At 60.0% G+C, this 23,070-nt stretch carries 24 protein-coding genes and 2 pseudogenes; 13 read left to right on the forward strand and 13 right to left on the reverse strand.

The genetic code is table 11. The annotated features are described in order from the left end of the window. Positions 1-177 precede the first annotated feature (177 nt). From NKH63_RS24160 to NKH63_RS24185, 6 genes are all read left to right on the forward strand, one after another. Positions 178-1,407, forward strand: a complete 1,230-nt coding sequence (locus NKH63_RS24160; RefSeq protein ID WP_352483655.1) for an ROK family transcriptional regulator — start codon at positions 178-180, stop codon at positions 1,405-1,407. A gap of 2 nt (positions 1,408-1,409) precedes the next feature. After that, positions 1,410-1,856, forward strand: coding sequence for an RbsD/FucU family protein (locus NKH63_RS24165; protein ID WP_023718455.1), 447 nt, complete (start codon positions 1,410-1,412; stop codon positions 1,854-1,856). Continuing rightward, a complete protein-coding gene (locus NKH63_RS24170) occupies positions 1,853-2,776 on the forward strand; it encodes a carbohydrate kinase family protein (protein WP_352483656.1) in 924 nt (307 codons plus the stop codon). The genes NKH63_RS24165 and NKH63_RS24170 overlap by 4 nt, the downstream gene beginning before the upstream one ends. Before the next feature lie 253 nt (positions 2,777-3,029). Then, on the forward strand, positions 3,030-4,172 hold the full coding sequence (locus NKH63_RS24175) for a DegT/DnrJ/EryC1/StrS family aminotransferase (protein ID WP_352483657.1): 1,143 nt from the start codon (positions 3,030-3,032) through the stop codon (positions 4,170-4,172). 17 nt (positions 4,173-4,189) lie between these two features. After that, a complete protein-coding gene (locus NKH63_RS24180) occupies positions 4,190-4,393 on the forward strand; it encodes a hypothetical protein (protein ID WP_023718458.1) in 204 nt (67 codons plus the stop codon). 155 nt (positions 4,394-4,548) lie between these two features. After that, the gene (locus tag NKH63_RS24185) at positions 4,549-5,568 is read left to right on the forward strand and encodes an LLM class flavin-dependent oxidoreductase (RefSeq protein WP_352918913.1); all 1,020 of its coding nucleotides are present in this window, start codon (positions 4,549-4,551) and stop codon (positions 5,566-5,568) included. A gap of 56 nt (positions 5,569-5,624) precedes the next feature. On the opposite strand, the gene NKH63_RS24190 is transcribed toward NKH63_RS24185, so the two are convergent. Beyond that, positions 5,625-6,251: a CDP-alcohol phosphatidyltransferase family protein gene (locus NKH63_RS24190; RefSeq protein WP_051409644.1), complete on the reverse strand. Its 627-nt coding sequence runs from the start codon at positions 6,249-6,251 to the stop codon at positions 5,625-5,627. A gap of 348 nt (positions 6,252-6,599) precedes the next feature. Here NKH63_RS24190 and NKH63_RS24195 point away from each other — a divergent pair, with 348 nt between their 5' ends. Further along, the gene (locus NKH63_RS24195; RefSeq protein ID WP_352483659.1) at positions 6,600-7,073 is read left to right on the forward strand and encodes a phosphatidylglycerophosphatase A family protein; all 474 of its coding nucleotides are present in this window, start codon (positions 6,600-6,602) and stop codon (positions 7,071-7,073) included. A 271-nt stretch (positions 7,074-7,344) separates the two neighbouring features. Here NKH63_RS24195 and NKH63_RS24200 read toward each other — a convergent pair. Then, a pseudogene (locus tag NKH63_RS24200) lies at positions 7,345-8,868 on the reverse strand (FAD-dependent monooxygenase); the annotation flags it as partial. Between the two features lie 119 nt (positions 8,869-8,987). Between NKH63_RS24200 and NKH63_RS24205 the strand changes: the two are divergent. Together NKH63_RS24205 and NKH63_RS24210 are read left to right on the forward strand one after the other, a co-directional pair. After that, entirely contained in the window at positions 8,988-9,431 is a 444-nt protein-coding gene (locus NKH63_RS24205) for a MarR family winged helix-turn-helix transcriptional regulator (protein ID WP_352918915.1), read from the forward strand. Positions 9,432-9,514: 83 nt separating this feature from the next. After that, on the forward strand, positions 9,515-9,745 hold the full coding sequence (locus tag NKH63_RS24210; RefSeq protein ID WP_352918916.1) for a hypothetical protein: 231 nt from the start codon (positions 9,515-9,517) through the stop codon (positions 9,743-9,745). Positions 9,746-9,847: 102 nt separating this feature from the next. On the opposite strand, the gene NKH63_RS24215 is transcribed toward NKH63_RS24210, so the two are convergent. Continuing rightward, positions 9,848-10,330, reverse strand: coding sequence for an Lrp/AsnC family transcriptional regulator (locus tag NKH63_RS24215; RefSeq protein WP_352918918.1), 483 nt, complete (start codon positions 10,328-10,330; stop codon positions 9,848-9,850). Positions 10,331-10,417: 87 nt separating this feature from the next. Here NKH63_RS24215 and NKH63_RS24220 point away from each other — a divergent pair, with 87 nt between their 5' ends. Together NKH63_RS24220 and NKH63_RS24225 are read left to right on the forward strand one after the other, a co-directional pair. Then, positions 10,418-11,491 (forward strand): pyridoxal-phosphate dependent enzyme, encoded by a 1,074-nt coding sequence (locus tag NKH63_RS24220; RefSeq protein ID WP_352918920.1) that lies wholly within the window; start codon positions 10,418-10,420, stop codon positions 11,489-11,491. 125 nt (positions 11,492-11,616) lie between these two features. Further along, the gene (locus NKH63_RS24225; RefSeq protein WP_352918922.1) at positions 11,617-12,234 is read left to right on the forward strand and encodes a glutathione S-transferase family protein; all 618 of its coding nucleotides are present in this window, start codon (positions 11,617-11,619) and stop codon (positions 12,232-12,234) included. 9 nt (positions 12,235-12,243) lie between these two features. Here the strand turns inward: NKH63_RS24225 and NKH63_RS24230 are convergent, their stop codons facing one another. Continuing rightward, entirely contained in the window at positions 12,244-13,101 is an 858-nt protein-coding gene (locus NKH63_RS24230) for a protein-L-isoaspartate O-methyltransferase family protein (protein WP_352850193.1), read from the reverse strand. Positions 13,102-13,633: 532 nt separating this feature from the next. Beyond that, entirely contained in the window at positions 13,634-13,954 is a 321-nt protein-coding gene (locus NKH63_RS24235; RefSeq protein ID WP_023718503.1) for an ABC transporter ATP-binding protein, read from the reverse strand. 392 nt (positions 13,955-14,346) lie between these two features. Between NKH63_RS24235 and NKH63_RS24240 the strand changes: the two genes are divergently transcribed. Continuing rightward, positions 14,347-15,003, forward strand: a complete 657-nt coding sequence (locus NKH63_RS24240; RefSeq protein WP_352918924.1) for a Crp/Fnr family transcriptional regulator — start codon at positions 14,347-14,349, stop codon at positions 15,001-15,003. 492 nt (positions 15,004-15,495) lie between these two features. Here the strand turns inward: NKH63_RS24240 and NKH63_RS24245 are convergent, their stop codons facing one another. Together NKH63_RS24245 and NKH63_RS24250 are read right to left on the reverse strand one after the other, a co-directional pair. Beyond that, positions 15,496-15,915, reverse strand: coding sequence for a DUF982 domain-containing protein (locus tag NKH63_RS24245; RefSeq protein WP_352918926.1), 420 nt, complete (start codon positions 15,913-15,915; stop codon positions 15,496-15,498). Then, entirely contained in the window at positions 15,912-16,160 is a 249-nt protein-coding gene (locus tag NKH63_RS24250; protein ID WP_352918928.1) for a hypothetical protein, read from the reverse strand. Before NKH63_RS24250 ends, NKH63_RS24245 begins: the two co-directional genes overlap by 4 nt. 620 nt (positions 16,161-16,780) lie before the next feature. Between NKH63_RS24250 and NKH63_RS24255 the strand changes: the two genes are divergently transcribed. Then, the gene (locus NKH63_RS24255; RefSeq protein ID WP_352918930.1) at positions 16,781-17,539 is read left to right on the forward strand and encodes a LuxR C-terminal-related transcriptional regulator; all 759 of its coding nucleotides are present in this window, start codon (positions 16,781-16,783) and stop codon (positions 17,537-17,539) included. A 115-nt stretch (positions 17,540-17,654) separates the two neighbouring features. Here the strand turns inward: NKH63_RS24255 and NKH63_RS24260 are convergent, their stop codons facing one another. The 6 genes and pseudogenes from NKH63_RS24260 to NKH63_RS24285 form a co-directional block, all read right to left on the reverse strand. Next, the gene (locus NKH63_RS24260; RefSeq protein WP_352918932.1) at positions 17,655-17,921 is read right to left on the reverse strand and encodes a hypothetical protein; all 267 of its coding nucleotides are present in this window, start codon (positions 17,919-17,921) and stop codon (positions 17,655-17,657) included. Positions 17,922-18,272: 351 nt separating this feature from the next. Beyond that, positions 18,273-19,091, reverse strand: a complete 819-nt coding sequence (locus tag NKH63_RS24265) for a LuxR C-terminal-related transcriptional regulator (protein ID WP_352918934.1) — start codon at positions 19,089-19,091, stop codon at positions 18,273-18,275. 485 nt (positions 19,092-19,576) lie between these two features. Then, complete coding sequence (locus tag NKH63_RS24270; RefSeq protein ID WP_352918935.1) at positions 19,577-19,921, reverse strand: c-type cytochrome; 345 nt, start codon at positions 19,919-19,921, stop codon at positions 19,577-19,579. Further along, complete coding sequence (locus NKH63_RS24275; RefSeq protein WP_352918937.1) at positions 19,918-20,472, reverse strand: ankyrin repeat domain-containing protein; 555 nt, start codon at positions 20,470-20,472, stop codon at positions 19,918-19,920. Before NKH63_RS24275 ends, NKH63_RS24270 begins: the two co-directional genes overlap by 4 nt. 576 nt (positions 20,473-21,048) lie before the next feature. Then, positions 21,049-21,381, reverse strand: a pseudogene (locus tag NKH63_RS24280) (transposase); the annotation flags it as partial. 73 nt (positions 21,382-21,454) lie between these two features. Further along, on the reverse strand, positions 21,455-22,762 hold the full coding sequence (locus NKH63_RS24285; protein WP_352918939.1) for an aspartyl protease family protein: 1,308 nt from the start codon (positions 22,760-22,762) through the stop codon (positions 21,455-21,457). Between the last annotated feature and the right edge of the window lie 308 nt (positions 22,763-23,070).

The raw sequence follows: 23,070 nt of genomic DNA on the forward strand, positions 1-23,070 counted from the left end.
CCAACCGGCATCTGCAGCGCGTCCGACGAAATCTCCCAGTGTCGACGCCGATCTCAAGAGACACCAGTCGGCCAGCACTGTCAATAATTAAATCACTCTTATTTATTATTGACAACGCAGGATTGTTCACTCACTCTAGACCAAAAGCATTGAGGGGAAACGACGGGAGGAACAGGGGTGGAGACCGGCATTACAAGGCACGGCTCGCCCGATGCGGCCGAAAGCCGCCTGCACCGCGGCACCAATCAAAGCGGCATGCGGGACCACAATGAGCGGCTGGTGCTGTCGCTGGTGCGCCAGCACGGCAGCCTGGCCAAATCCGACATCGCACGCATGACTGGCCTCTCGGCGCAGACAGTATCAGTCATCATGCGCGAGCTGGAGGAGGACGACCTGCTCGTTCGCCAGGCGCCGTTGCGCGGCAAGATTGGCCAGCCCTCGATACCCATGGCGCTCAATCCCGACGGCGCCTATTTCATCGGCCTGAAGATCGGCCGGCGCAGCGCCGAGCTCGTGCTGATCGATTTCCTCGGCAATGTGCGCTCGATGCTGCAGCATTCGTACCGCTATCCGGCGCCGCGCGAGACGGTGGAATTCGCTACGAGCGGCATGAGGAAGATGCGCGGCGAGCTCACTCCTGCGCAGGACAAGCGCATCGCCGGGCTTGGCATCGCCATGCCGTTCGAATTGTGGAACTGGGCCGATACCGCCGGCGCGCCGCGTGAAATCATGGACGAATGGCGCCATCGCGACATCCGCGCCGACATCCAGGCGCAATGCGAATTTCCGGTCTACCTGCAAAACGATGCCACCTCGGCCTGCGGCGCCGAGCTCGTGTTCGGCCAGGCGGCGGGTGCGGCGCGCGATTTCGTCTATTTCTACATCGGTGCCTTTGCCGGCGGCGGCATCGTGCTGAACGGCCGGCTGTTTGGCGGCCCAACCGGCAATGCCGGCGCGCTGGGCTCAATGCCAGTGCCCGGGCCTGACGGCAAGCCGACGCAGTTGATCGACGTTGCATCGATCGCCACGCTGGAGAAGGCGCTCAACGCACGCGGCGTCGAGGCCTCGCATCTGTGGACATCACCGGGGGACTGGGGCGAGATCGGTGCCGAGCTTGACGACTGGATCGCCAGCGCCTCGCAGGCGCTCGCCTATGCCATCGTTGCGGCGTCGTCCGTCATCGATTTCGAAGCCGCGGTGATCGACGGATGGATGCCGCTCGCCGTGCGCAGGCGGCTTGTCGATGCCGTCATCCAGGCCATCGGCAGGATCGACGGCGAAGGCCTGAGGCTGCCGGCCGTCCGCGAGGGAACGGTCGGCATCCATGCGCGGGCGCTGGGTGGCGCCAGTCTGCCGCTATCGGAGCGCTTCCTCATCGGCTCGACCACGATTTCCCGGAGCTTCTGAGCATGCTGATCGGTATCCCGGCGCTGCTCGGCCCGGAGCTTCTGGCGATGTTGCGCGCCATGGGCCATGGCGACGAGATCGCGCTGGTCGACGGCAACTACCCGGCCGAACAGCAGGCACAGCGGCTGATCCGCGCCGACGGTCATCATCTCGTCCCGGTGCTGGATGCCGTATTGAGCGTGTTGCCTGTCGACGACGCCGTGCCGCAGGCGCTGTTTCGCGCCTCGGCTAAAGGCGATCCCCTGCTCGCCGATCCGGTTCATCATGAGATTGAAGCGATCTGCGCCAGGCATGCGCCGGGCCGCAAGGTGGTTGCGCTTGCCGGCGCCGACTTCTATGCACGGGTCAAGGCCGCGCACGCGATCGTCGCGACGAGCGAGCCGCGGCTTTACGCCAACATCATCATTCGCAAGGGCGTGATCTATCCGCCGGAAAGCAAGACTTCATGATCCTCTGCTGCGGCGAAGCCCTGATCGACATGCTGCCGCGCACCACGACGGAGGGCGAAGCGGCCTTTGCCCCCTATGTCGGTGGTGCCGTCTTCAACTCGGCCATTGCGCTCGGCCGACTCGGCGCGCCGGCCGGCTTCTTCTCCGGCCTGTCGTCGGATCTGTTCGGCGGGCAGTTCAGGGAGGCGCTGGGGGCCAGCAAGGTCAGTTCCACCTATGCGCACACCTCGCCGCGGCCGACCACGCTCGCCTTCGTGCGGCTCACCAACGGCCAGGCGACCTATACATTCTATGACGAGAACACCGCCGGGCGCATGCTGACCATCGAGGACCTGCCGGAGCTCGGCAGCGAGATCGAGGCCATGCTGTTCGGCGCCATCAGCCTGATCTCGGAACCGGCCGGATCGGCCTATGAGGAGTTCATGCGACGTGAGCATGAGCGCCGCGTGATGATGCTCGACCCCAACATCCGGCCAAACTTCATTCCCGACAAGGCCAGGCATCTCAGGCGCATCCGCAACATGATGGCGATGGCCGACATCGTGAAACTGTCGGACGAGGATTTGAACTGGTTCGACGAAGCCGGCTCGCATGAGGACGTCGTCCGCAACTGGCTGGACCGCGGCCCGAAGCTGATCGTCGTCACCCACGGCAGCGAGGGCGCGGTTGGTTACAGCAGCCAGCACCGGGTCACGGTCGTGCCGGACAAGGTCGAGGTGGTCGATACGGTCGGCGCCGGCGACACGTTCAATGCCGGCATCCTTGCCTCCTTGCACGAGCAGGGCCTGCTGTCGAAGACGGCAATCGCCGGCCTGCCGAAAGAAGCCATCCATAAGGCGCTGACGCTCGGCGCCAAGGCCGCGGCGGTGACGGTCTCGCGGGCCGGCGCCAATCCGCCATGGCGGCATGAACTCGCCTGACCGGCTGGCAACCGCCTCACGGACTGCCTGCCGGCGATCACTTTATGTTTCGCCTAACCTGGCGGGCGGGATGCGCAGCCCATATCAAGCATGCCGAAGCCCGGATTTTCCCGCGTTTAAGAGGGCAGATCGGAAACCAGAGGTAACAGGCTGCGACACTTGAGCAATTCAGGGCTTTGCCCTGCGGCTTTCTCGGCCGTGCCAAGTCTGCTACCAGCGGCCGGTTATCTGGCTAAAACCGTTTGAGGCCGACATGCAGTTCATCGATCTTGGCGCACAGCGCGAACGCATCCGCGACAGGCTGAAGGCGGCAATCGACCGCGTCGTCGACGAAGGTCGTTATATTCTTGGACCGCAGGTCACCGAATTCGAAAACAAGCTCGCCGCCTATATCGGCACCAAGCACGTGGTCGCTTGCGCCAACGGCACCGACGCGCTGCTGTTGCCGCTGTTTGCCGCCGGCATCGGCCCGGGCGACGCGGTATTCGTGCCGAGCTTCACCTTCGCCGCCACGGCCGAAGTGGTGGCGCTGACCAAGGCCGAGCCGGTGTTCGTCGATGTCGATGCTGACAGCTACAATATCGACATCGCCAGCCTCGAGGCGGCAATCGCCATGATCAAGGCGGAGGGGCGGCTGAGGCCGAAGGCAATCATTCCCGTCGACCTGTTCGGCCTCGCCGCCGATTACGAAGCAATCATGGCCATCGCCAATCGCGAAGGCCTGATGGTCATCGAGGATGCGGCGCAGGCGACCGGCGGCTCGGCTGACGGCAAGATGTGCGGCTCGTTCGGCACCGTCGGCTCGACCAGCTTCTATCCGGCAAAACCGCTCGGCTGCTACGGCGACGGCGGTGCGATGTTCACCAATGACGATCCGCTGGCCGAACAGCTGCGCTCGTTCGCCTTTCACGGCAAGGGCGAAACGCAATACGACAATGTCCGCGTCGGCATCAATTCACGGCTCGATACACTGCAGGCGGCGATCCTAATCGAGAAGCTGGCCATCCTCGAGGACGAGATGGTGGCGCGGCAAGCGGTCGCCAATCGCTATGCCGAAGGTCTCGGCGATATAGTCAAGACGGCGCGCAATCTGGGCGGCGGCCGCTCGGCCTGGGCGCAATACGCCATCGAAACGCCGAAGCGCGACGGGCTCAAGGCACATCTCGGTGAAAAGGGCATTCCGTCGGTCATCTACTATGTGAAACCGCTGCACAGCCAGATTGCCTATCGCGATTATCCGCGCACGCCGACCGGCCTTGCCGTTTCGGAAGAGCTGCCGAAGCGCATCCTGTGCCTGCCGATGCATCCCTATCTGAGCGAGGCCGACCAGGACCGGATCATCGAAACGATCCGTAACTATATCGGCTCGAATTCGGCGCACGTGGCGGCGGCATAATTCGAAAGTTGCGGAACATGGTCGCGGATTACATCGACGAGTTCATCATGTTCTGCGCCGGGTTGTGGATGGCTGGCATCGGCTTCGGATTTCTCGCGGACCCGTTCCAAGCTCGCCCCGGCCAGCAAGCATGGTGGACCAACTTTGGAACCCATTTTAAATGGATGGGGCCGCTGTTGATCCTCATCGCGATAGTGCTCGCGTTCGCGGCACCTTCCTAGATGCGCTCGCGCCAGCAACAGGCTCGCCATTGACGGCATCGCTGATCAACAACGGACCGTTCACCTCAAACTGGGCCGTCGGTACCGATTTCGGGATGCTTTGCTCTGCGCCGAAGCATAGTCTGCACCTGTCTTCCCTCTAGGCTGGCTATTTCATGAAGAAGATTGGTTTCCTCTCGTTCGGGCACTGGACGCCCTCGCCGCAATCGCAGACGCGGACGGCATCCGATGGGCTTTTGCAGTCCGTCGAGTTGGCCGTCGCCGCCGAGGAGCTGGGTGCGGACGGCGCGTATTTCCGCGTGCATCACTTCGCCCGCCAGCTCGCCTCGCCCTTCCCGCTGCTGGCAGCGGTTGGGGCGAAGACCAGCCGAATCGAGATCGGCACGGCGGTGATCGACATGCGTTACGAGAACCCGCTCTACATGGCCGAGGACGCCGGCGCCGCCGATCTGATCGCCGGAGGGCGTCTGCAGCTAGGCATCAGCCGCGGCTCGCCGGAGCAGGTGATCGACGGATGGCGCTACTTCGGCTACGCCCCGCAAGAGGGCGAGAGCGATGCCGACATGGCCCGCAGACACACCGGAGTGCTGCTCGAAGTGTTGCTGGGCAAAGGCTTTGCCCAGCCCAATCCGCGGCCGATGTTTCCCAACCCGCCTGGCCTGCTTCGCGTCGAGCCACACTCGGAGGGCCTGCGCGAGCGCATCTGGTGGGGCGCCGCCACAAACGCCACCGCAGAATGGGCGGCGAAACTTGGGATGAACCTGCAGAGTTCCACGCTCAAATTCGATGAAGGCGGAAAGCCGTTTCACATCCAGCAAGCCGAACAGATCAAGGCTTTTCGCGAAGCCTGGAAGGCGGCCGGCCACACGCGCGAGCCGCGGGTGTCGGTGAGCCGCAGCATTTTTGCGCTGGTCGACGATCGCGACCGCGCCTATTTCGGCGGCAACCAGGGCGGAGATCAGTTCGGCTATATCGAGGCAGACAGGCTTGCCGTGTTCGGCCGCTCCTATGCCGCCGAGCCAGACGTCCTGATCGAGCAGCTAAAGGGCGACGAAGCCATCGCTGAGGCCGATACGCTGCTGCTCACAGTCCCCAACCAGCTCGGTGTCGACTACAATGTCCATGCCATCGAGGCGATCCTGACCCACGTCGCCCCAGGCTTGGGCTGGCGCTGACGCGACTTTGTTGGAAAAGCCACGGCGGTCAATACGATGCTCGCGTTCTAGCGGTCTCACGGCTGCTTCCCGTCGGCTCGTTTCAGCATCGCAAATGCGCGACTGATCCGTTGCAGGGCCGTCGCGTTGGCCAGCACTGCGTACAACGCGAACCCGCCTGCCAGAATCCAGGGCGAAGCCGCGCCCATGGCAGTCGCGACTCCGTCGGCGGCGAGCAGCACGCAAATGAACACCAGACGTTCCATTCGCTCGAAGAAATCCGGCCAACCATGGTTTTCCACAGGGATTTCCAGCGCCGTCCGCGCCTTGGCATAACTGGTGAGAATCCCGCCGGCGAACGCGAACATTGCGATCGCCCACAGATCGGCGACCCAGCCTATTGCCGCAAAGACGGCCAATTCCTGATAACGGTCGACGATAGCGTCGAAATAGCCACCGGCCTTGGTGCTCATATTTGTCCGGCGGGCGACCGCACCGTCCAGCGCGTCGAAGCTGAAGGCAAACGCCAGGCACAAGCCAAAGGCAAGACTTGAATGGTGATACGCGTAGGCGGCCGAAGACAAAGCCACGAGCACGAGCCCGCTGGCCGTAACCTGGTTCGGCGTCATGCCGATCCCGATCAGCGGAGAGGCGGCCTGCTCCCATAGCGGGTCGATGCGACTTTTCATGAGACCGGCGATCATGGCGGCTCCTCTGATGATGTCGTTTGACGGAGCTTTACCAGCAATTTGCGGGTTTGTTCCACCATCGCCACCGTTTCAGTGGGCCAATGCGGGCCGAGACCGGGCTCAGGAACGTTCTCAACTCGCCGCAAAAGCGATCTCGTTTGGCGAATGTGGCCGGCGGATTAAGATGCTCGCCAAGCTGACGGCGAAACAGAACTTCCGGTCGCAGCGACAGCTGCCCGACAGCATTTCACGGTTTGGGCGATGCCTTGTGACCGGTGTGCAAATCGAGCGGCGGTCTGGCGGCAACACCCGAACGATGTGACTATGATTGCTTGCGACCCGTCGGAAGCCGGCCGAAACTCGATGCATAAATTTCTACCCAAGTTCGCCTACCTGCTCGCGACCTCTGTCGGCGTGGGATTATCTCCAACATGGCCGGGCACGGCCGGCGCAATGGTTGGAGTGGCTGTTGCCGCGGCTCTGATACCCGCATCGCCTTGGCTGACGGTGCTTGCCTATGCGGCCCTGTTCGCCGTCGGCGTATGGGCGTCATCGCATGTTATCTTCCATACCGGGACGGAGGACCCGCAAATCGTCGTCATCGATGAGACCTTCGGCGCCGCCGTAACGCTTTCCATGCTGCCGCTCGACCCACTCTGGTGGGCAGCAGGCTTCCTTGCTTTCCGGTTTTTCGACGTCGTCAAGCCTTGGCCCATCCGTATCATGCATGACAAGGTAAGGGGTGGGGCCGGCATCATGCTGGACGACGCGGCCGCGGCTGTCGTCGCTGGGGCGTTGCTGCTCCTGCTGAACGAGTTGATTGATCATTTGCCGTAACGGCGACATTCGGCCTCCAATGCCAAAGGCCAGCACGATGGTCCATGCGAGTTTAGCGACACAAGGGGAGGACCGAAGCGGTTGGCGCGGCCCTACTCGGTGACAACGAGTAGGAAGGAGGCATGACGAGACGGGCAAACGGCTGAACATCGCCGGCATTCCCGGCGACGACATCGGCAAGGAAGTCGTGCCGGAAGACCGGAGGCATCCGCCCCTCACTGATGATGTTCGCACGCCTGCGTGCGGAAACCCAAGCCGTCAAGTATTTCGATCAGCATCTGTACAGGATCAGGCACACCGTGCGTTGACCGCCACGCGACAAACCCGTCCGGCCTGACCAAGGCGGCCCGCCGCTTTCAACCCCGAGCGCGGAAGGCCACCGATGGTCCAAATCAATCAGACCCCCATTGGCACCCAAGGCGTGGCAGGTCAGCGGCATGCGGAGGCGCTGGCTTACGGCGTCAGCGGCCTGACACCATGCGTCGTCGGCGCAGAGGAGAAGAGGGTCGCGATCGCACAAATCGAGACTCGAAATCCGCTGGCCGGCACGCCCGACCGCGAAATGCGGTAAACGCGTGCCAGGGCGGCCCGACAACTCCGTGGATTTTTGGAATGGGTGATCGTCCCGCGTGGCTTCCTGAGCCACGACACCTGCAGCGTAGCGTTGGCCAAATACCACGTCGTAATCCTCGACGATCGCGACTGGGGGAGGCAATCGCTTCGACGGATCGTCGAACCATTTCTGAAGGCGGGCGAGCGCTTGCGCCAACGTAGCCTCGATGACCGGCCGGCGCTCCATGTCATAGCTATCCAGCAACGAGGGACCGGCATGCCCGCCTGTTACCATCGCAAGCTTCCAGGCAAGGTTATGGGCGTCGTGGATACCTGAATTGCCACCGAAAGCGCCTGTTGGGGGCATCACATGTGCGGCATCCCCCACAAGAAACGCGCGGCCTCGGCGGAATTGGCGCGCTGTCATCGCGGCCACTTCCCAGGAGCGCGCATCGACAAGCCTAGTCGTGATATCCGACCGGCCCGCACCTCGTATGATCAGTTCCCTGCACCTGGCTTCATCAAAATCCTGGGGTTTCTCGCCCTTTTCGGGAAAGTACTGGAGCGCCAGAAGCCATCGTCCACCCTCCCTGGGCGTGAAGGTCCCGTTGAGGTCCGTCACGAAGCACGACGTGAAACGCTTGCCGCCGATCGTCGGAGGCATGTCCGTGTCAAAGACGACATTTATCCAGTGCTGAAGGCCGCCTGCCCCGCTGCGGCTGATCTCCAGCCTCTCTCGCATCGAGCCGTTCGCACCGTCCGCGACGATCAGATAGTCGGCCGAGATGGCGTCCTTTGCGCCGGTCGCGATATCGCGAATTTCCGCGCGGACGACATTCTCATCGTGTTCGAAAGCCACCAGTTCCGTGCTGAAACGTATGTCTGCACCGTTCCGCTCGGCGTAGCGGCGCAGAATCGGTTCCAGGACGTGCTGATCACACGTCGCCGGTTGCGTGGGGCTGAGGGCACTTGCATCCGGCCACGCCGGTCCGCCCCATTGAATCTCGGGATCGGTGAGATTCCTGGCGCGCGCAATAGCGCCTGCCTGCTGGTCCCCCGTACGATTTGCACGAATCTCCTCCTCGAGGCCGAGGCTTCGAAAGATCTCCATGCTGCGCGGGGAAATGCCGGCAAATTTGTACTGGATTGACGTGTCGGGATGGCGCTCGACGAGGACGCACGGAATGTCGTTGTGAGCCAAAAGGGCGGCCGCCGTCAGACCGTTCAGGCCGCCCCCGACGACGAGAACCGTGGTGGTTGGTCATCTCGGATCTCCTCTCATTGATTTGATCACTTAAATATTTTGATTGATCAAATCATATGATTGGTCAAAATATGTGTCAAGACCCGAAGGAGCGTGGAATGGGACCGGGCCAAGATCGCTTGCAGCACGCCACCGAGGCTTGGCGCCTGATGTTTGATTTCCTGATGCGGTCCGCGCCGGACCGGTTGGCGATCCAGCAGAAATTAGGCCTGACGCCCAACGATTCGCGCGCCCTCTTCACCCTCGACAAAGATGTGGGCAAGCCGATCGGAGCATTGGCCACTCAATGGCACTGCGACCCTTCGACGGCGACCTGGCTGGTCGACCGGTTGGAGCAGGCGGGGCTCGCCGAACGGGTTCCGTCGCCAAGCGATCGCCGTGTGAAACGTGTCAAGCTTACGGCCAAGGGTGCTGCAACCATTGAGGAATTGACAAGGGAATATCACAAACCCCCTGCCGAGATGCTTGCGCTTCCACGTGCTGATCTGGATCAGCTGATCGGCCTGGTCAGAAAGTTACAGGCTGGCAAGTCCGTGGGTTGATTCTATCCGCCACGGGGCCTCCCGTGCACCACATGAAGTGATAAGCGATGAGCGTCCCGGCACCCGAGCAGAGTCAGTGCGTCATGCGCGCCGATAAGCGGCGTCATGGCATCCACCTCGACCATGGGGAGTCGCCGACGGTCAGCGGCTACTGCGTATGTCTCGTAGTGGATATCGGTGGCGGCGCGATGAACCTGCTATTTGCCGCCACCATACTGCCAGCCAGTCTTGATCAGTATGCCGGAACGAGCCGCACCGTACGCATGGGTGGAACTACTTTGCGCCAGGTGCAGACATTCGCGAAGGGTGAGTAGATACGGGAACGTGTGTATCGAACGTCACGTGGATTCGCGCGCCCTCGGCGGAGATTCCGGGTCAAAGCAGGGCAAATCAGCTTGCCGGCGAAACGCCTCACCTCAGGCGGTGGATAGCGGCTGTGCATCCGCTGCGCCGACCACCTCCCGCATTGTCACGATGGTGCGGAACGCCTTCACGTTCGAATCGGTGTGGAAGACTTCCCGCGCGAAGGCATCGTACGCCTCCATCCCTGGCAATTGCAGAAGGAGCACGAAATCGGTTTCACCGGTGACATACCAGGCCTGACGAACCTCCGAGCGTCCACGAAGCTTGCCGATGAAGGCGTCCAACTCGACAGCGCTCTCCCGTTCCAACGAAACGAGCACATGGACGGTTAGCGGCAGGCCCACGGCCGCCGGGCGAACGACGGCAATGTCCGCCGCGATCACGCCATCCTTCCGCAGTCGGCGCAGGCGGCGCAGGACCGCGCTCTGGGAAAGCCCGACCTGCTCGGCGAGACGGCGCGCCGGGATTTGGTTGTCGCGCTGAACCAGCGACAGCAGCACATGGTCGAAGCGATCGAGGGCGGCAGTTTTCGTCATGAGGACAGGCATCTATGCCGAAATCAGGCAGGGGGGCAACGATAATAGGCGCCAACCGGCGTGGTTTCCGGGATAGAAATTCGCCTCATGACCACAGACACACAGCCGGCCCTTAACCCTGATCAGATCGCGGCGCTGTTACAGCGCCTGTCGCCATTTTATGCACCGACACCGCTGCTCGACCTGCCAAACCTCGCTGCGAGCCTGGATGTGACCCAGGTGCTTGCCAAGAACGAGGGCCACCGTGCCCTGGGCAGCTTCAAGTCCCTCGGCGGCACTTATGCCGGTCTGTGCGCTCTCGCTCGCACTACCGGGATGAATATCGACGAATTGCTCGATCCAGAGCGGACCCAGAAGCCGCTGCCGCCGCTCATCACGGCCAGCGCCGGCAATCACGGACTTGCCGTCGCGGCGGCGGCGAAGTTTGCCGGCGGGAGGGCAAGAATATACCTCCACACGGGCGTTCCTGCAGCGCGGGTGCGGCGTATCGAGTCCCAAGGCGCCGAAATCGTGTGGGTCGACGGCACCTACGACGATGCCGTCGATCGGGCCTCTGCGGCAGCCCGCGCCGGAGAAGGCATTCTGGTGGCCGACACCTCGAGCGACCCGGATGACTCAGCGGTCGCTGATGTCGTCGCTGGCTATGGCGTGCTTGCTGCGGAAATTCGTCGCCAGGTCGACGAGATCGGCCATCTGAGGCCAACCCACCTTTTCGTGCAGGCCGGTGTCGGTGGACTTGCCGCCGCCCTGACGGCAGGGCTGCAGGACTGGTTGATGCCTCCAGCCATGATCGTCGTGGTAGAGCCAGAGGCAGCAGCCTGCGTCGCGGCCGCGCTGTCGCAAGCATGGTCCGTGAGGATATCCGGCGATCTCAAAACGTCGGCGGACATGCTCGCTTGTGGCGAAGCGGCCGCATCGGCGCTCGACGTGCTCCGCCGAGGCAAGGCTCGGGTCATAACCGTCTCCGAAGCGGCGCTTGCCGACGCGAAGAACCGGATTCGCGAGGCAAACGGTCCAGGCACAACCCCGTCGGGTGCCGCCGGCCTCGCCGGTCTCGCCACAGCCGTCGCGGCTTCCGGCCTGTCGCAGGAGCTTGCGCTCGATGGATCGAGCCGGGTGCTAATCATCGTGACCGAGGCCGAACTAGAGAAGGACGCATGACGATGGCACCCGACCCCGGACCATTGAACAAAAGAGCGGCTGGGCCGCGGACTGCTGGAGATGCCCACGTTCCAGACCGGACTGCTCGAGATGCCCACGTTCCAGACTCACCGCAGACCGGGTCCATGAAACTCATCTACCAGACCCACTCCCCTTACGCGCGCAAGGTTCTGGTCTTTGCCCACGAGGTCGGGCTTGCCGGACGTCTGCGCGTTATTCATCAGGAGACGAGCCCCACCAATCGCAACGATGATGTGTTTGCGATCAATCCGCTTGGCAAGGTGCCCGCTCTCGTTCTCGACGACGGCTATGCGATCTTCGATTCGAGCGTAATCTGCAGCTATCTCGACAATCTCGAAAGCAGTCCTCGGCTCATCCCCGAAACAGGGCGAGCAAAATGGTCCGCCTTGCGCCTCCAGGCGCTCGCCGGCGGCATGTGCGACGCAGGCATTTCCATCCGCTGGGAAAACGAGCGCCGCCCTGAACATCTGCGTTATCCTGCCTTGGGCGCAGGCATGACGATGAAGCTCATCGAATCCTATAACTTCGTGGAACGCGAGGTCGAATTCGACGCACCGCTCCATGTCGGCCACATCGCGCTCGCCACTTGTCTAAGCTGGCTGGAATTCCGGGGACTGCCCGACTTCTTGCAGGGAAGGCCACGACTGACACGATGGTATAGATCCTTCGTGGAACGCCCTTCAATGCGTGCCACACCCTACGACGGCGACACGCGTGATTGATATCGATCGCTAGGCTTTCGAAATCCAGTATGTGTCGGTCACCAGCCAAGCGTTCTCGAGGCCATTTGCTGGTCGGCCTCGATGATATTGCGCGAGACGGGTGACCTTGCCTCGGGCAGCCTTGAGGGCGGCCATCAAGGCCTTTTCTTCGTCACTGCGCCTAGCTCCGCTGCAGGGGTAAAACCCGCATGGCACAAGTGACCGTACGGGAAACGTATCGCCGACCCTTTCCAGAAGCATCATGAAACCTCGTCGGTCCTCACCTGTGAACGGCAGTGCCATCCGGCCAGCGTCGGACAAATTTGAAAGCCACCGTTCCGGCACGTGCGTCACGCCGGCAAAGGCGACCACGACATCGAGGTTTGGCAGATCAACTGCCTGCGTTGCATCACCTGATATCACTTCTACATGGGCATAATGAGCAAGATTGCTTTGCGCACGCCGAGCCAGTTCTTCGTCGATCTCATATGCAATCACGCGTCCTTCAGAACCCGTCAGTTCAGCGAGGATGGCGGTGAAATAGCCGACACCGGCGCCCACCTGAAGGACAGTCTGGCCGGGAGTGATGTTCAGATGGTCGAAAACCAATGCCCAAAGCGACGGCAAGCCGCTGTTCAGTCCGCGTTTTTCGTCAAGCAAGACCAGAACGTCGTGGTAAATCTCATGAAGTGCGGCTGAAGGGCTGGTATGGACCGCCCCGATTTGCAATCTCGAATGGATACGCCAAGGCCCGTTGCCAAGGTAGTGTTCGCGCGGAACCTTTGCGAAGGCCTCGATGACCGCAGGGTTGTGCAAGACAGGTGATGAGACACGCAGATCTTCGGCAAACCACCGGCGCGCTTCACTCGCATCGATTCTTGTTGGCATGGAATATCGGCTCCGGATTGCGCGTACTCAGTCATGCTCTCAGAAAACCGAACGGCGGCAAAGGGGCGCTATCCCCGCATTGAAGGGCAATGCCCGCTATCCGTTTGCCATAGAGCGCAGCTTTGCCGAGTGCCCTGCCCTCTTTGCCTGTGGACCCGCCCGTTTCGGCGCCTGGCGTCTGACCGAATTTGGCGCACGGGTGCCCGGAACGACGCCAGGACATCAACTCGCGCGGCGGATTGATACTCATTCTCGTGACATAGGGGGATTTTATAGCAAAGCGCGGACACCGGCGGCAACCTCGGCCAAGTCGTCATTGAGCTGGTGGTTGCGGCCGTCGAGCCGATGCAGGAGCGCGCTGGGTATCGCTGCTGATAGAGATCAATATGCGCAAAAGCGCAATTTCGTCCCTGCTGCCGTGATGGCTTTTTCGTGGGCGAGAACCATCAAAATTTCTGGCATTGTTCCGAAGGCCGACCGCGAGGCTGTAAGGCGTGGCGATATGGAAGACACGCAACGCTCCGCCCGACGATCACATCCTCCGGCTGGCCAGCAGCCTTGTGAGCCAGTTCGGATCCATTTCCGGGACGGAGGATAAAAGCCGCTCGGTATAGGGGCCGTGCGGCGGCGTGAGAATTTCGCTCTTTAATGCCCGCTCAACGACTTTACCTTGGTGCACCCCAATTTCGTCGGCGATCGCCCGCACGGTGGCAATGTCATGGGTGATGAAAATGCAGCTCATGCCGAGTTCGCGCTGAAGCCGCATTAAGAGCTTGAGGATTTCCTCTTGCACAATCTGGTCGAGCGCGGACGTGATTTCGTCGCAGATGATGAGTTCCGGATCGGCGGCCAACGCCCGGGCGATGGCTGCTTCTGACCCCCTGACAGTTCGGCCGGCAGACGATCCAGGTAAGTTTCGCTCATCTCGACCATGTGCATGCGTTCGCCGATCCCCCGATCCCACAACCAAGCCGCACTACTGCGCGGCAAGGTGATTGGCGGTTCGGAGCCTGTTGCCGGACCTTAACCCGGAGACTTAACCGCCCTTGTACACCCTAAGTTAAACGCAGTTTACCTCATTCAAACAGACGAGGACAGTAGGCCAACCCGCCCCTAGGGTAAGAGGTCGTTCTGTCGATTTATCCGGGAGATACTATTGTCAGTCGTGTGGAAACAGAAGCAAACTTGCGATTCTCCATGCAGACACTATTGCAGTTCATGTGCTCTCATCCCATAGGGGGGACGTTGTCGAAGAATGAGTGGGGGAACAACAATTTTCTCGGTGTTACCGCAAAAATCTATAAACCCCATTCGGTGATATGCCGGCAGGAGGACGACAACAGTGAGATATTCATTGTAAAATCGGGCTGGGGCATACTTTATCAGGCACTGCCGGACGGAGAGCGGCAGATCATAGACACTCCCCTCAAAGGGGATGTCGTCGGTTTCCGTGGCTTGGACGGACCCCGTCTTGCGTCGCTGGCGTCCATAACCGAACTAGCTGTTTATGAAATTTCCAGTAAGGAACTGGTCGAGGCCATCCTGTCGGAAGGCCGAATCGGGAAGAAGATCGCCTGCTCCCTGGCGCGCCTGAACGCCATCCTTGCCGAACATCTCATGAATACCGGGCGGCGGAACGCGATGAGGCGTACCGCCCACTTCCTGCTCGAGTTGGAGGAGAGGCTCTCCAGGGTTGGGCTGTCGGCGCATGGAAGATATGAGTGTCCTCTTGCCCAGCATGAACTGGCCGACATCCTTGGAATGACCACCGTTCACGTCAACCGAACATTAAGGGAGCTCCGCAAGGCCGATCTCGTCTCTTTCAAGTCAGGCCATGTAGAGGTGATCAATCGCAAGAAGCTGGTCGAAACAGCCGGATTCGACAGCGAGTATCTCAGGTAGCGGCTATATCTCTCTTCGAACGTCAGCGCATGGGCCATCAAGACTTTCCGCTGATTTCGCCTTCGCCGGAACAGTTCCAGACGATATGTTCTGAGGGCTGATCGTGCCCGGGACACCTGGCGGGCTTGGTACGTCTCGACGACGGCCGTATCCGGCTCGAGTCGGTCGAAAGTTGAGCTGAGCGGAACGCAACCCAGTTCGTGCCGAGCAAAGCAAAGTGTGCGAAGGGAGATCATCATGACCCGACGGCAACACTTGTGAATCGGCGTGCAAAATTCGACGCCGATTTTGCACGCCGATTCACAGGCCGTAGCCTCCCAGACCGAGGACCGGGCGGTATGGGCTGCGAGAGGCTTGGCGGCGAAACACACTGGCGTCATTGCCGTGGTCGCGCGATGCTAACCCTGCATTAGGCGAATACGGCGAGCCGACGACATTGTTCGTCAGCCGCGACGTGCCTGATATGGAATGAGCTTCCTTCGGAGACAAGAGCTACGGCGGCAGTAGCTTTCCCTCCTCTTTGGCGGCCTCAAGGAACGCTCTGCGAACCACATCGGGCTTCACCTGATCGATCATTGCATCCATGCAGAGTTGCACCGCGCTATGCCACTTAGGGCCGCGCTTGCTCCACTTCAGGAGCTGCTCAGCGGCCCCTTCGACGTTGCTGCATTGGTAGATGACGCCGGGACGGCCGGTCTTTACGGGAATCGACGGTGAAAACCAATGGAGCGACATTTGTACATAAGCCTTATCTAAACTAAGAGTTCCGTCAGCCACGCCCCGGTTCGAGCCAAGGATCGGAAAACCGGCTATGGCCCAGCCCCGCGCAGCCCCTTCTGGCTGGCCATATCGGGGTAGGGACGCAGCGTAGACATCTATTTTAGGATGCATTGCCAACTCAGAGATGATCATTGCGGTGATGCGAGCCGCTTGGCTAAAGCCATCGTGGCAACGCTGATGCAGCGGGGCCGGTGATGACGGATGTAGTCTCGCTTCTCGGCCGCGGTGCGTTTCTCAGAGCCGCTTAGAGACTCCAGTTCCAGAGCCTGCTTACCGACCAACCGTTCGAGCGCTGCGATCCGGGCTTCGGATTCCTGGACCAGGTCGGCGGCCTGCGCATCATCGTCGAACGGGCCTTGCTCATATTTGCGAGACATCGTGATGCTTAGCCAAGCCGTGCAGCGTCTCGCCGGCGATGAACTGCTGCGCGACCCGGCGTTTGAACTCGATGCTGTGACTGCGGTGCTTTGCCATGGGTTCTCTCTCCGAAAAACCCGGAGGGCTGGTCAATCTTCACATCCCGATCTGTCCACCCTCAGGGGCGCACTCCAATCGGGGTCAGTCTCGGAAGCCGTTTGACACTTAAGTGTTGCGCCACGGCTATCAGCACCGTGTCAACACCTTCAGGAGTTCTGGTCTACCGCTGAATCGCCGGAGGCCCCAGCTGATCCACGTTCGGGTGCCTGCTGGGCTGAAGATGGCTACGTGGTCCCATGCATGCGGGATTCAGGCAGATTGCAGCCCTTTGGGTCCAACTTAGCGTCGGTTCCCTGAAAATTACAAAAAAAGCAACCTATGTTAGAGACTGCTTATAAATAAACCCTAGACTTACCCAAGCTGGATCTCGCTGGAGGGCGAGGAACTGAAAACGACGCAAATTGGGTAATCGAGTCTCGACCTTTCACAACGCGCAGTACCAAACGTTCAATGCTGGAGAATGCGGAAACCACATCGGGCCGGCGCAAGGCGGCTTGTGTGGGAAAGAGCGGGTATTGATATGGGTTCCACAGCAGGACTGCACAATTACACATCGGCCAATCGGTCCGGAGTCCCGTCCGGCGGAACGGAAATCGCCCACGGGCAGACAGGCAGGGAATGCCTCCTCATCCTGGACGGAAGGGCTCTAGACCGCGAGTGTCTCGCATCCGCTCTCGTGGACCACGAACTCGGCATGGATGTCGCCGCCTTGGGTTCCGTAGAGGAATGGCGCGTGAGAAAGAGCTCGGCCCCTCCCCTTGCAGCCATACTCTTCAATCTTGGCAGCCGGAAGGTCACCGATCATGGCATCGCGGACGAGATCAGGCATATTTCGTCCGAGTTCAACTCGGTCCCTGTGGTCGTCCTAGCCGACACCGAAGACCTTGCCCAGATACTGACCGCTCTCGAATGCGGTGCACGCGGCTACATTCCGACCTCTGTTGGCATCGATGTCTGTGTCGAGGCTATCAACCTTGCGGCAGCGGGAGGCATCTTCGTGCCGGCGAGCAGGCTCCTTTCTATGCGGCACTTGATAGGTTCGGGCAGCCGGGACAAGCAGCCTTTGGCAGGCATGTTCACGCTCAGGCAGGCCGAGGTTGCGCAAGCGCTCCGGCGCGGCAAGGCGAACAAGATCATCGCCTACGAACTGAATTTGCGCGAAAGCACGGTGAAGGTCCACATCCGGAATATCATGAAGAAGCTAAAGGCGACCAACCGCACGGAAGTCGCCTACAAGGTCAACGATCTTCTCGCGGAAGGAACTCTGGCTGAAGAGTGAGCCAAGTATAGCACCTGCCCACTTTGGACAAATCCCGCGGCCGTATTCGACTGATTGCCTGATCAATTATATATTGTGAAAGTGGACGGGCGGAATCGGCGGATTAATCTGCGATCTACGCAGGCTCAGGGAAAGTGTTCCTTCCTACCCATCGCATCGCCTCCTCAATCGTGTCGAAATTCTTGTGCTGCCCGCTCAGCAGCCCGAACCCCGTTTCGAGGAACCATTTGCCTTTCGTGGAGTAGGCTTCCTCGTCGATTTGGGTAAGGACCGCCACCAGTTGGTCGCGTTTCCACACCAGGACCCCGGATTCTCCGCCTTCGACCGTTCCGATTCGGGCTTCGCTGAATGACAATCCAGAAACAGCTTTTGCTTTGCCCATTTTGATGAATCCCTCGAATTCAAAATGGTAGTAAAAACTCCGCCAGCTTTATATTCTTTTGTATCAGATCACGCGGTGAGTTCAAGCAGTTTGAGACGATCTAATTCGTCGATCCACCTGTTCGGTAACAGGCGACAAACTCGTAAGGAAACCGGATCGAAGACGGCCGCTTCACTAAAAAGGGCCGGGTCGTGGCCAGACTGGCGGGGTCCACATGATGTGCCTCTGGGATGCGGTCTCCACCGCGCTCCTTCGCCCATCGCCGGGAATGATTTGAGCCCTATGCATTCTTGATCGAGGACGAGGATTTGGCAAGTGAATGCACCAGCCCGAACCAATATCTATCACAGGTCATATCGGGTCATGATTATCGAGCAAGAGGTATCTATTTTGTGCTTCAAGTAGATTATGGGGACGGTGAGACGGCTGAGGTGCGATCGTATCGCCCCGCAACGGGCCGTTGCTAGACGCTGGATTCAGCATACCATGGTTCATCGCCCAAACTGCAGCCTGTGTTCGGTTGCGGACCCGAATCTTTCGAAGGATGGCCTTGACGTGTACCTTCACTGTAGCCTCGGCGATGTTAATCTCGCGCGCGATGGCTTTGTTAGACTCCCCTTCGATCAAGCGACGTAGAATGCAGTTCTCCCGATTTGACAAAATTACTAGTTCTTTACCGCCATTCTCCACTTTAACTACCACATTTGTTAACTCAGCTACCGCGTCATTTTTCAAATCTTGCCTAATATCCTGAATAGCCATCGAAGTTTCCGCAGGTAACACCGTTTGTCCTAGCATAACCAATTCGAGAGCTTTGATGAAGGTGTCGTAAGCAGCGACCTTTGTCAGATACCCGTTAGCCCCGGCACGAAAAGCTGAGACTATATTGGTCGTTCGACAGTGATCGGCTAGCGCAACGACATGGCTGGTCGGGTAAATCGCCTTGAAGTTTGCAATTTGTGCGAATTCAGCATCCGCATCAGTATCGCCGACATCTATGATGAGCAAGATGGCCCGGTGCTGGGGTAGCGGCTTCTGCAGAAGATCGTGAACACACGCAGCGGAGAAAAGAATACGAAAATTTGCCGCATTCAGGATTCGACTAAGCCCTTCTCGAAGCAACTCGCTCGGCTCGACAAGCACGGTTGTGAAAGATTGTCTTGTCATCATCGCATTCTCGCTCGGCGCGATTGAGATACACGCGTCGACTAGGGCGCTCCACGCGCCAACCGCACAGCTTCTTTTTCTTTCTTAATGTTACGCTCGGAAACCCGTACACCCAAATACCGTCTTTAGGCGTACGGCAGCATCATCGAGGCGTATCCGAATTCTTGAACCTGGGGCTTTTGGTCAAGGCTACGAGCTCTTGGTTTCGGCAGCTCAGGGAGGCAGCCATCGTGGCAAAGGACTGCGAGGCCGTGAGGATTGCTAGGGCTTGGTTGAGCCAGGCGATGCGACGCAGCACCGATAACAGCGCAGATGCGTCTTGGCTTTGAAAGTGGGCGAAATCTGCCGGCCGGCAATGGAGGGGTTGCCTGCCGCGGCCGATATCTGGGTGCGCTGCTAGGGCGTGTACTCATAAACGTCGACCAATCGATGCACGTTCTCGGCATAAGACGCCGGCCGGTAGGTAGTTGCGCCAAGAGATCATCGATTCAGGGCAGCGGGATCGGCTTGTCGCTGAGTGTGCGCAAGTACGCGATCAGGTCGACCCGTTCGGTCTCGTCCGGGACACCAGGCGTTTCCATGTAAACGCCCGGAGTAGTGAGCATGGGCCCGAAGAGATATCTGTTCAGATCCTCGTACGTCCACACGCCTTCCCAGCCGAGCAAAGCGTCGGAGTAATGCATTTTTGCCACGGACGCCTTGTCGCGGCCGACGACGCTCCACAGGTTGGGTCCCGCTTTGATCGCTCCCTGTGGCGCGGCATTGTGGCAACCGGCACACACGCTGGTGAAGTAGGTTCGGCCTTTCTCGACATCGGCAGCAGCCAACTTCATCGAGATGGGAGCTGGTGTTGGCAAGACGACGCCGTGCGATATGAGATAGTCAGCGACTCGCGTTGCCTCTTGAATTTTGCCAGATGGAGCGGCGTCTTGCCGTCCTTTGTCTTCGCATTCACGTCCGCGCCGGCCTCGACGAGTGACTTCACGCAGTCGAAACAACCGAGATTCATCGCGATGTGGATAGCGTTTTCGCGGCTGCGCTTCGAATTTGGATTTGCGCCCCCATCCAGCAACAGATTGATCAAATCGATCCTGCGTTTTGCCAAAGCCGGCATGAGGGCAGGACCCAAAGCCGGTGTTGGGGCGGCGTTGACGTCGGCACCGCGTTCAATGAGCATTTTTGCCGCCGCAAAATGCCCGCCCCTGACTGCAAGATAGAGTGGTGTCGCTTGCCCATCGCTCTCATCAACGCCGGCACCTGCGTCGAGCGCTGCCGTAATCGCCGCGACATCACCCTCTTTCGCGGCGTCGTGAATGGCGGCGGCGTGAGATACAATCGGGATGTGTACAAGCAGTAGCGGAATGAAAAGCAAGAAGCCGCGCATTTCGCATCTCCCAAGGCAAGCCCGAGGACCCGGCACGATTTCAAGACGGCAAAGTCTACCTCAAATCCCTGCTCGTGACCACGCCCGTCGATGGCTCAAATGAATGGTGGCAGCCCTTGAGGAATGAAAGTTTCAGGAAGACTGGCCATGTCCTTGCTGGCCGTCTGGCAACGGCCCGTAGGGTCCCATTCGGGTGAGCGCATATTGCTTCGGCCGAAGTGGAGGAAGGCTGTGCAAGTGTGCATCGAAGCCGTCGAGGACCGGGCGACACGGAGGAGTGCCGCAAGGCATTCTTGGCGGCTGCCAAGGAGGAGGGGTTGGTGCTACGCTCGTCTGATTAGGGCCGAATGTGCCAGTTACCCGAGCCAGTTCCCAAACATTCCTGATCCCTAATGCAACCATTCCCTGCTCTGCGAGTTGCGCGACAGGCGGGGAACCTCGGCCGACATGACAAAGCGCGACAAAGCCGGACACCAGTCCCTTGCAGAAGCCGTTCGGGAGTTGATCTGCACCGAAGTCAATCGTCGTGAGATAAAGAAGCTGTTCGGGCCAGTCGAAACAGAGCTAACCCCAACCCTAGGGCGTGGACTCATAATCGCGCAGCCATAGACGGATAGACGCCAGCTTGACGAAGGCAAGATAGTTGGCGGCGAGCTTGTCGTAGCGGGTTGCGACACGTCGGCACTGCTTTATCTTGTTAAGGAACCGCTCGACCAAGTTCCGCGCTCGGTAAAGGTAAGGGTTGAAGCAGATCGGCCCTCGACGGTTCCGCTTCGGAGGAATGTTTGCCCATGCGCCTTTCTTGATGGCGAATTCTCTGATCCAGTCGGCGTCATATCCGCGATCCGCCAGCAACGTCGTCCGCGGTTGCAATTCACCAAGCAGGACCGAACAGAGGCGGTTGTCGTGCGATGGCCGCGCCGCCCAGCTACTTCGCAAATGACCCATACAGGACACCCCTCAAGCCATCGGATCGAAGCCCCTACTGCAACAGGATCTTCATATTTTCAAAGTCGAAGGTTACTGCATAAGGCATGAAGAAATCGTGGCCGACCATGCCCGCGAGGTGGAAGCCAAAAAGGTTCTCCCAGGGGAATGGCCCATCGTAGAGGCCCGGGACGTTCTCTTCCTGCACCTCTCCGAAGGAGAGGCGATGCACGACGTAGGGCACGGTCTTCAGCGTCCCGCCAGCGCCCGCCCCTGAAGTAGCTTTGTCTTCCTCAAGCTTTATCCCGGCTTCCTTGATCACAGACGCCGCCAGCTTGACTCCCGCGCCAGCCAGCCCTGTGTCGACGAAGAGAAGCGTAGATGGAAGCGTCTCCACGCGCCCCCGGCCCACCATGAAATGGTCGCTTGCAATCCAGAAAGGGACCGCGACGCTCTTGCCCGAAGCAGCCATGAATTCCTTGAGGTTTGCCGCGTTTTTCCGGCGGAGGACGAGCTCGCCGTTCGGAAAATCGAGGGTCGCAAGGAAATGGTAGAAGAGCGTGGTGCCGATGATACCGTCGATCCGCTTGGCTTGAAGGCCTTCGGAGAGCTGGCGGAGGGGTAGCACCGCGACGGGCAGGTTCTTCACCGTCCAGTCGCCGATCGTGAGCGATTCGATCCGCCCTTGCTGAACCTCGGTGGTCTGGCCGCCGGAAAAAGTGCCTTGCACCGTTCCGAATAGTTGGACGCCAAGCTCCTTGGCGAAGTCCGTGTCGAGTGCAACCTCTGAGCCCCCGGTGTCGATGAAAAAAGTGACCTCGTCGCCCCCGTTTACGCGGATACTGACCAACGGCAGCGGATCTGTCCTCAGGAACTTGAGACGCATGATTTGCCCGTCGCCCTGCACCTCATAGGGTGTCTGGCCCTTGAAACTCTGCAACTTCGCAACATTGAGTGTCGGATACTGATCGACGATCAACTGGTTAGTACCCACGTCGACGCCATTCAGCGCAGCCGCCGCCTTTTCGAAATCGTCGCGGCGATAATAGGCCTCGGCGAGCATGACCTTGGTGTCGGCCTCGCCGGGCCTGAGGTCGATGGCCTTTTTCAGCCAATGCTCGGCATCATCAAGCCGGTTGGAAAGCAGCGCGATCCGACCCAACTGGAGCGTTGCCGAATAGTCATCGGGGTGGTCGGCGGTGATTTTGGCGTATCGTTCGCCGGCCTCAGCAAACTCCCCGGCCTTGAAGAACTGGTCGGCGGAATCGACCGGCGATGGCTTCTCCTCCGCTCTCGCCTGTCCCGAGAGTGCGCAAGGCGCGAGCATCACTAGGAGTGCGAGGCAAATTCTGGCTGATTTCATTGTTTCAGACTCCGGCGAGGGAGGCGAGCGAGGGGCGGTGCGATGAGCGAAGCATATCAGCCAAGCGGCCGCGGCGGAACTACTTCGCTGCTGATATGCCGTTCCTCTACAACCAACGGAATTGAGACACCTGTCTCTTTATACATTGCCGCCCTTGGCGCTTTCTGGAAGTGGCCCGACCAAGACCGACTTCCGGAGGTCAGCCCAAGCAGACTCTCGTCAACCATCGCGCAACGTGTTTATGAGTTCACGGCCTAGGATCGTGCTTTGGCAGGTGCCGGAATTCGAGCCGGACGTGAGAGCCGACG

Source organism: Mesorhizobium sp. M0960 (genome assembly GCF_040319055.1).
Classification (GTDB): Bacteria; Pseudomonadota; Alphaproteobacteria; order Rhizobiales; family Rhizobiaceae; genus Mesorhizobium.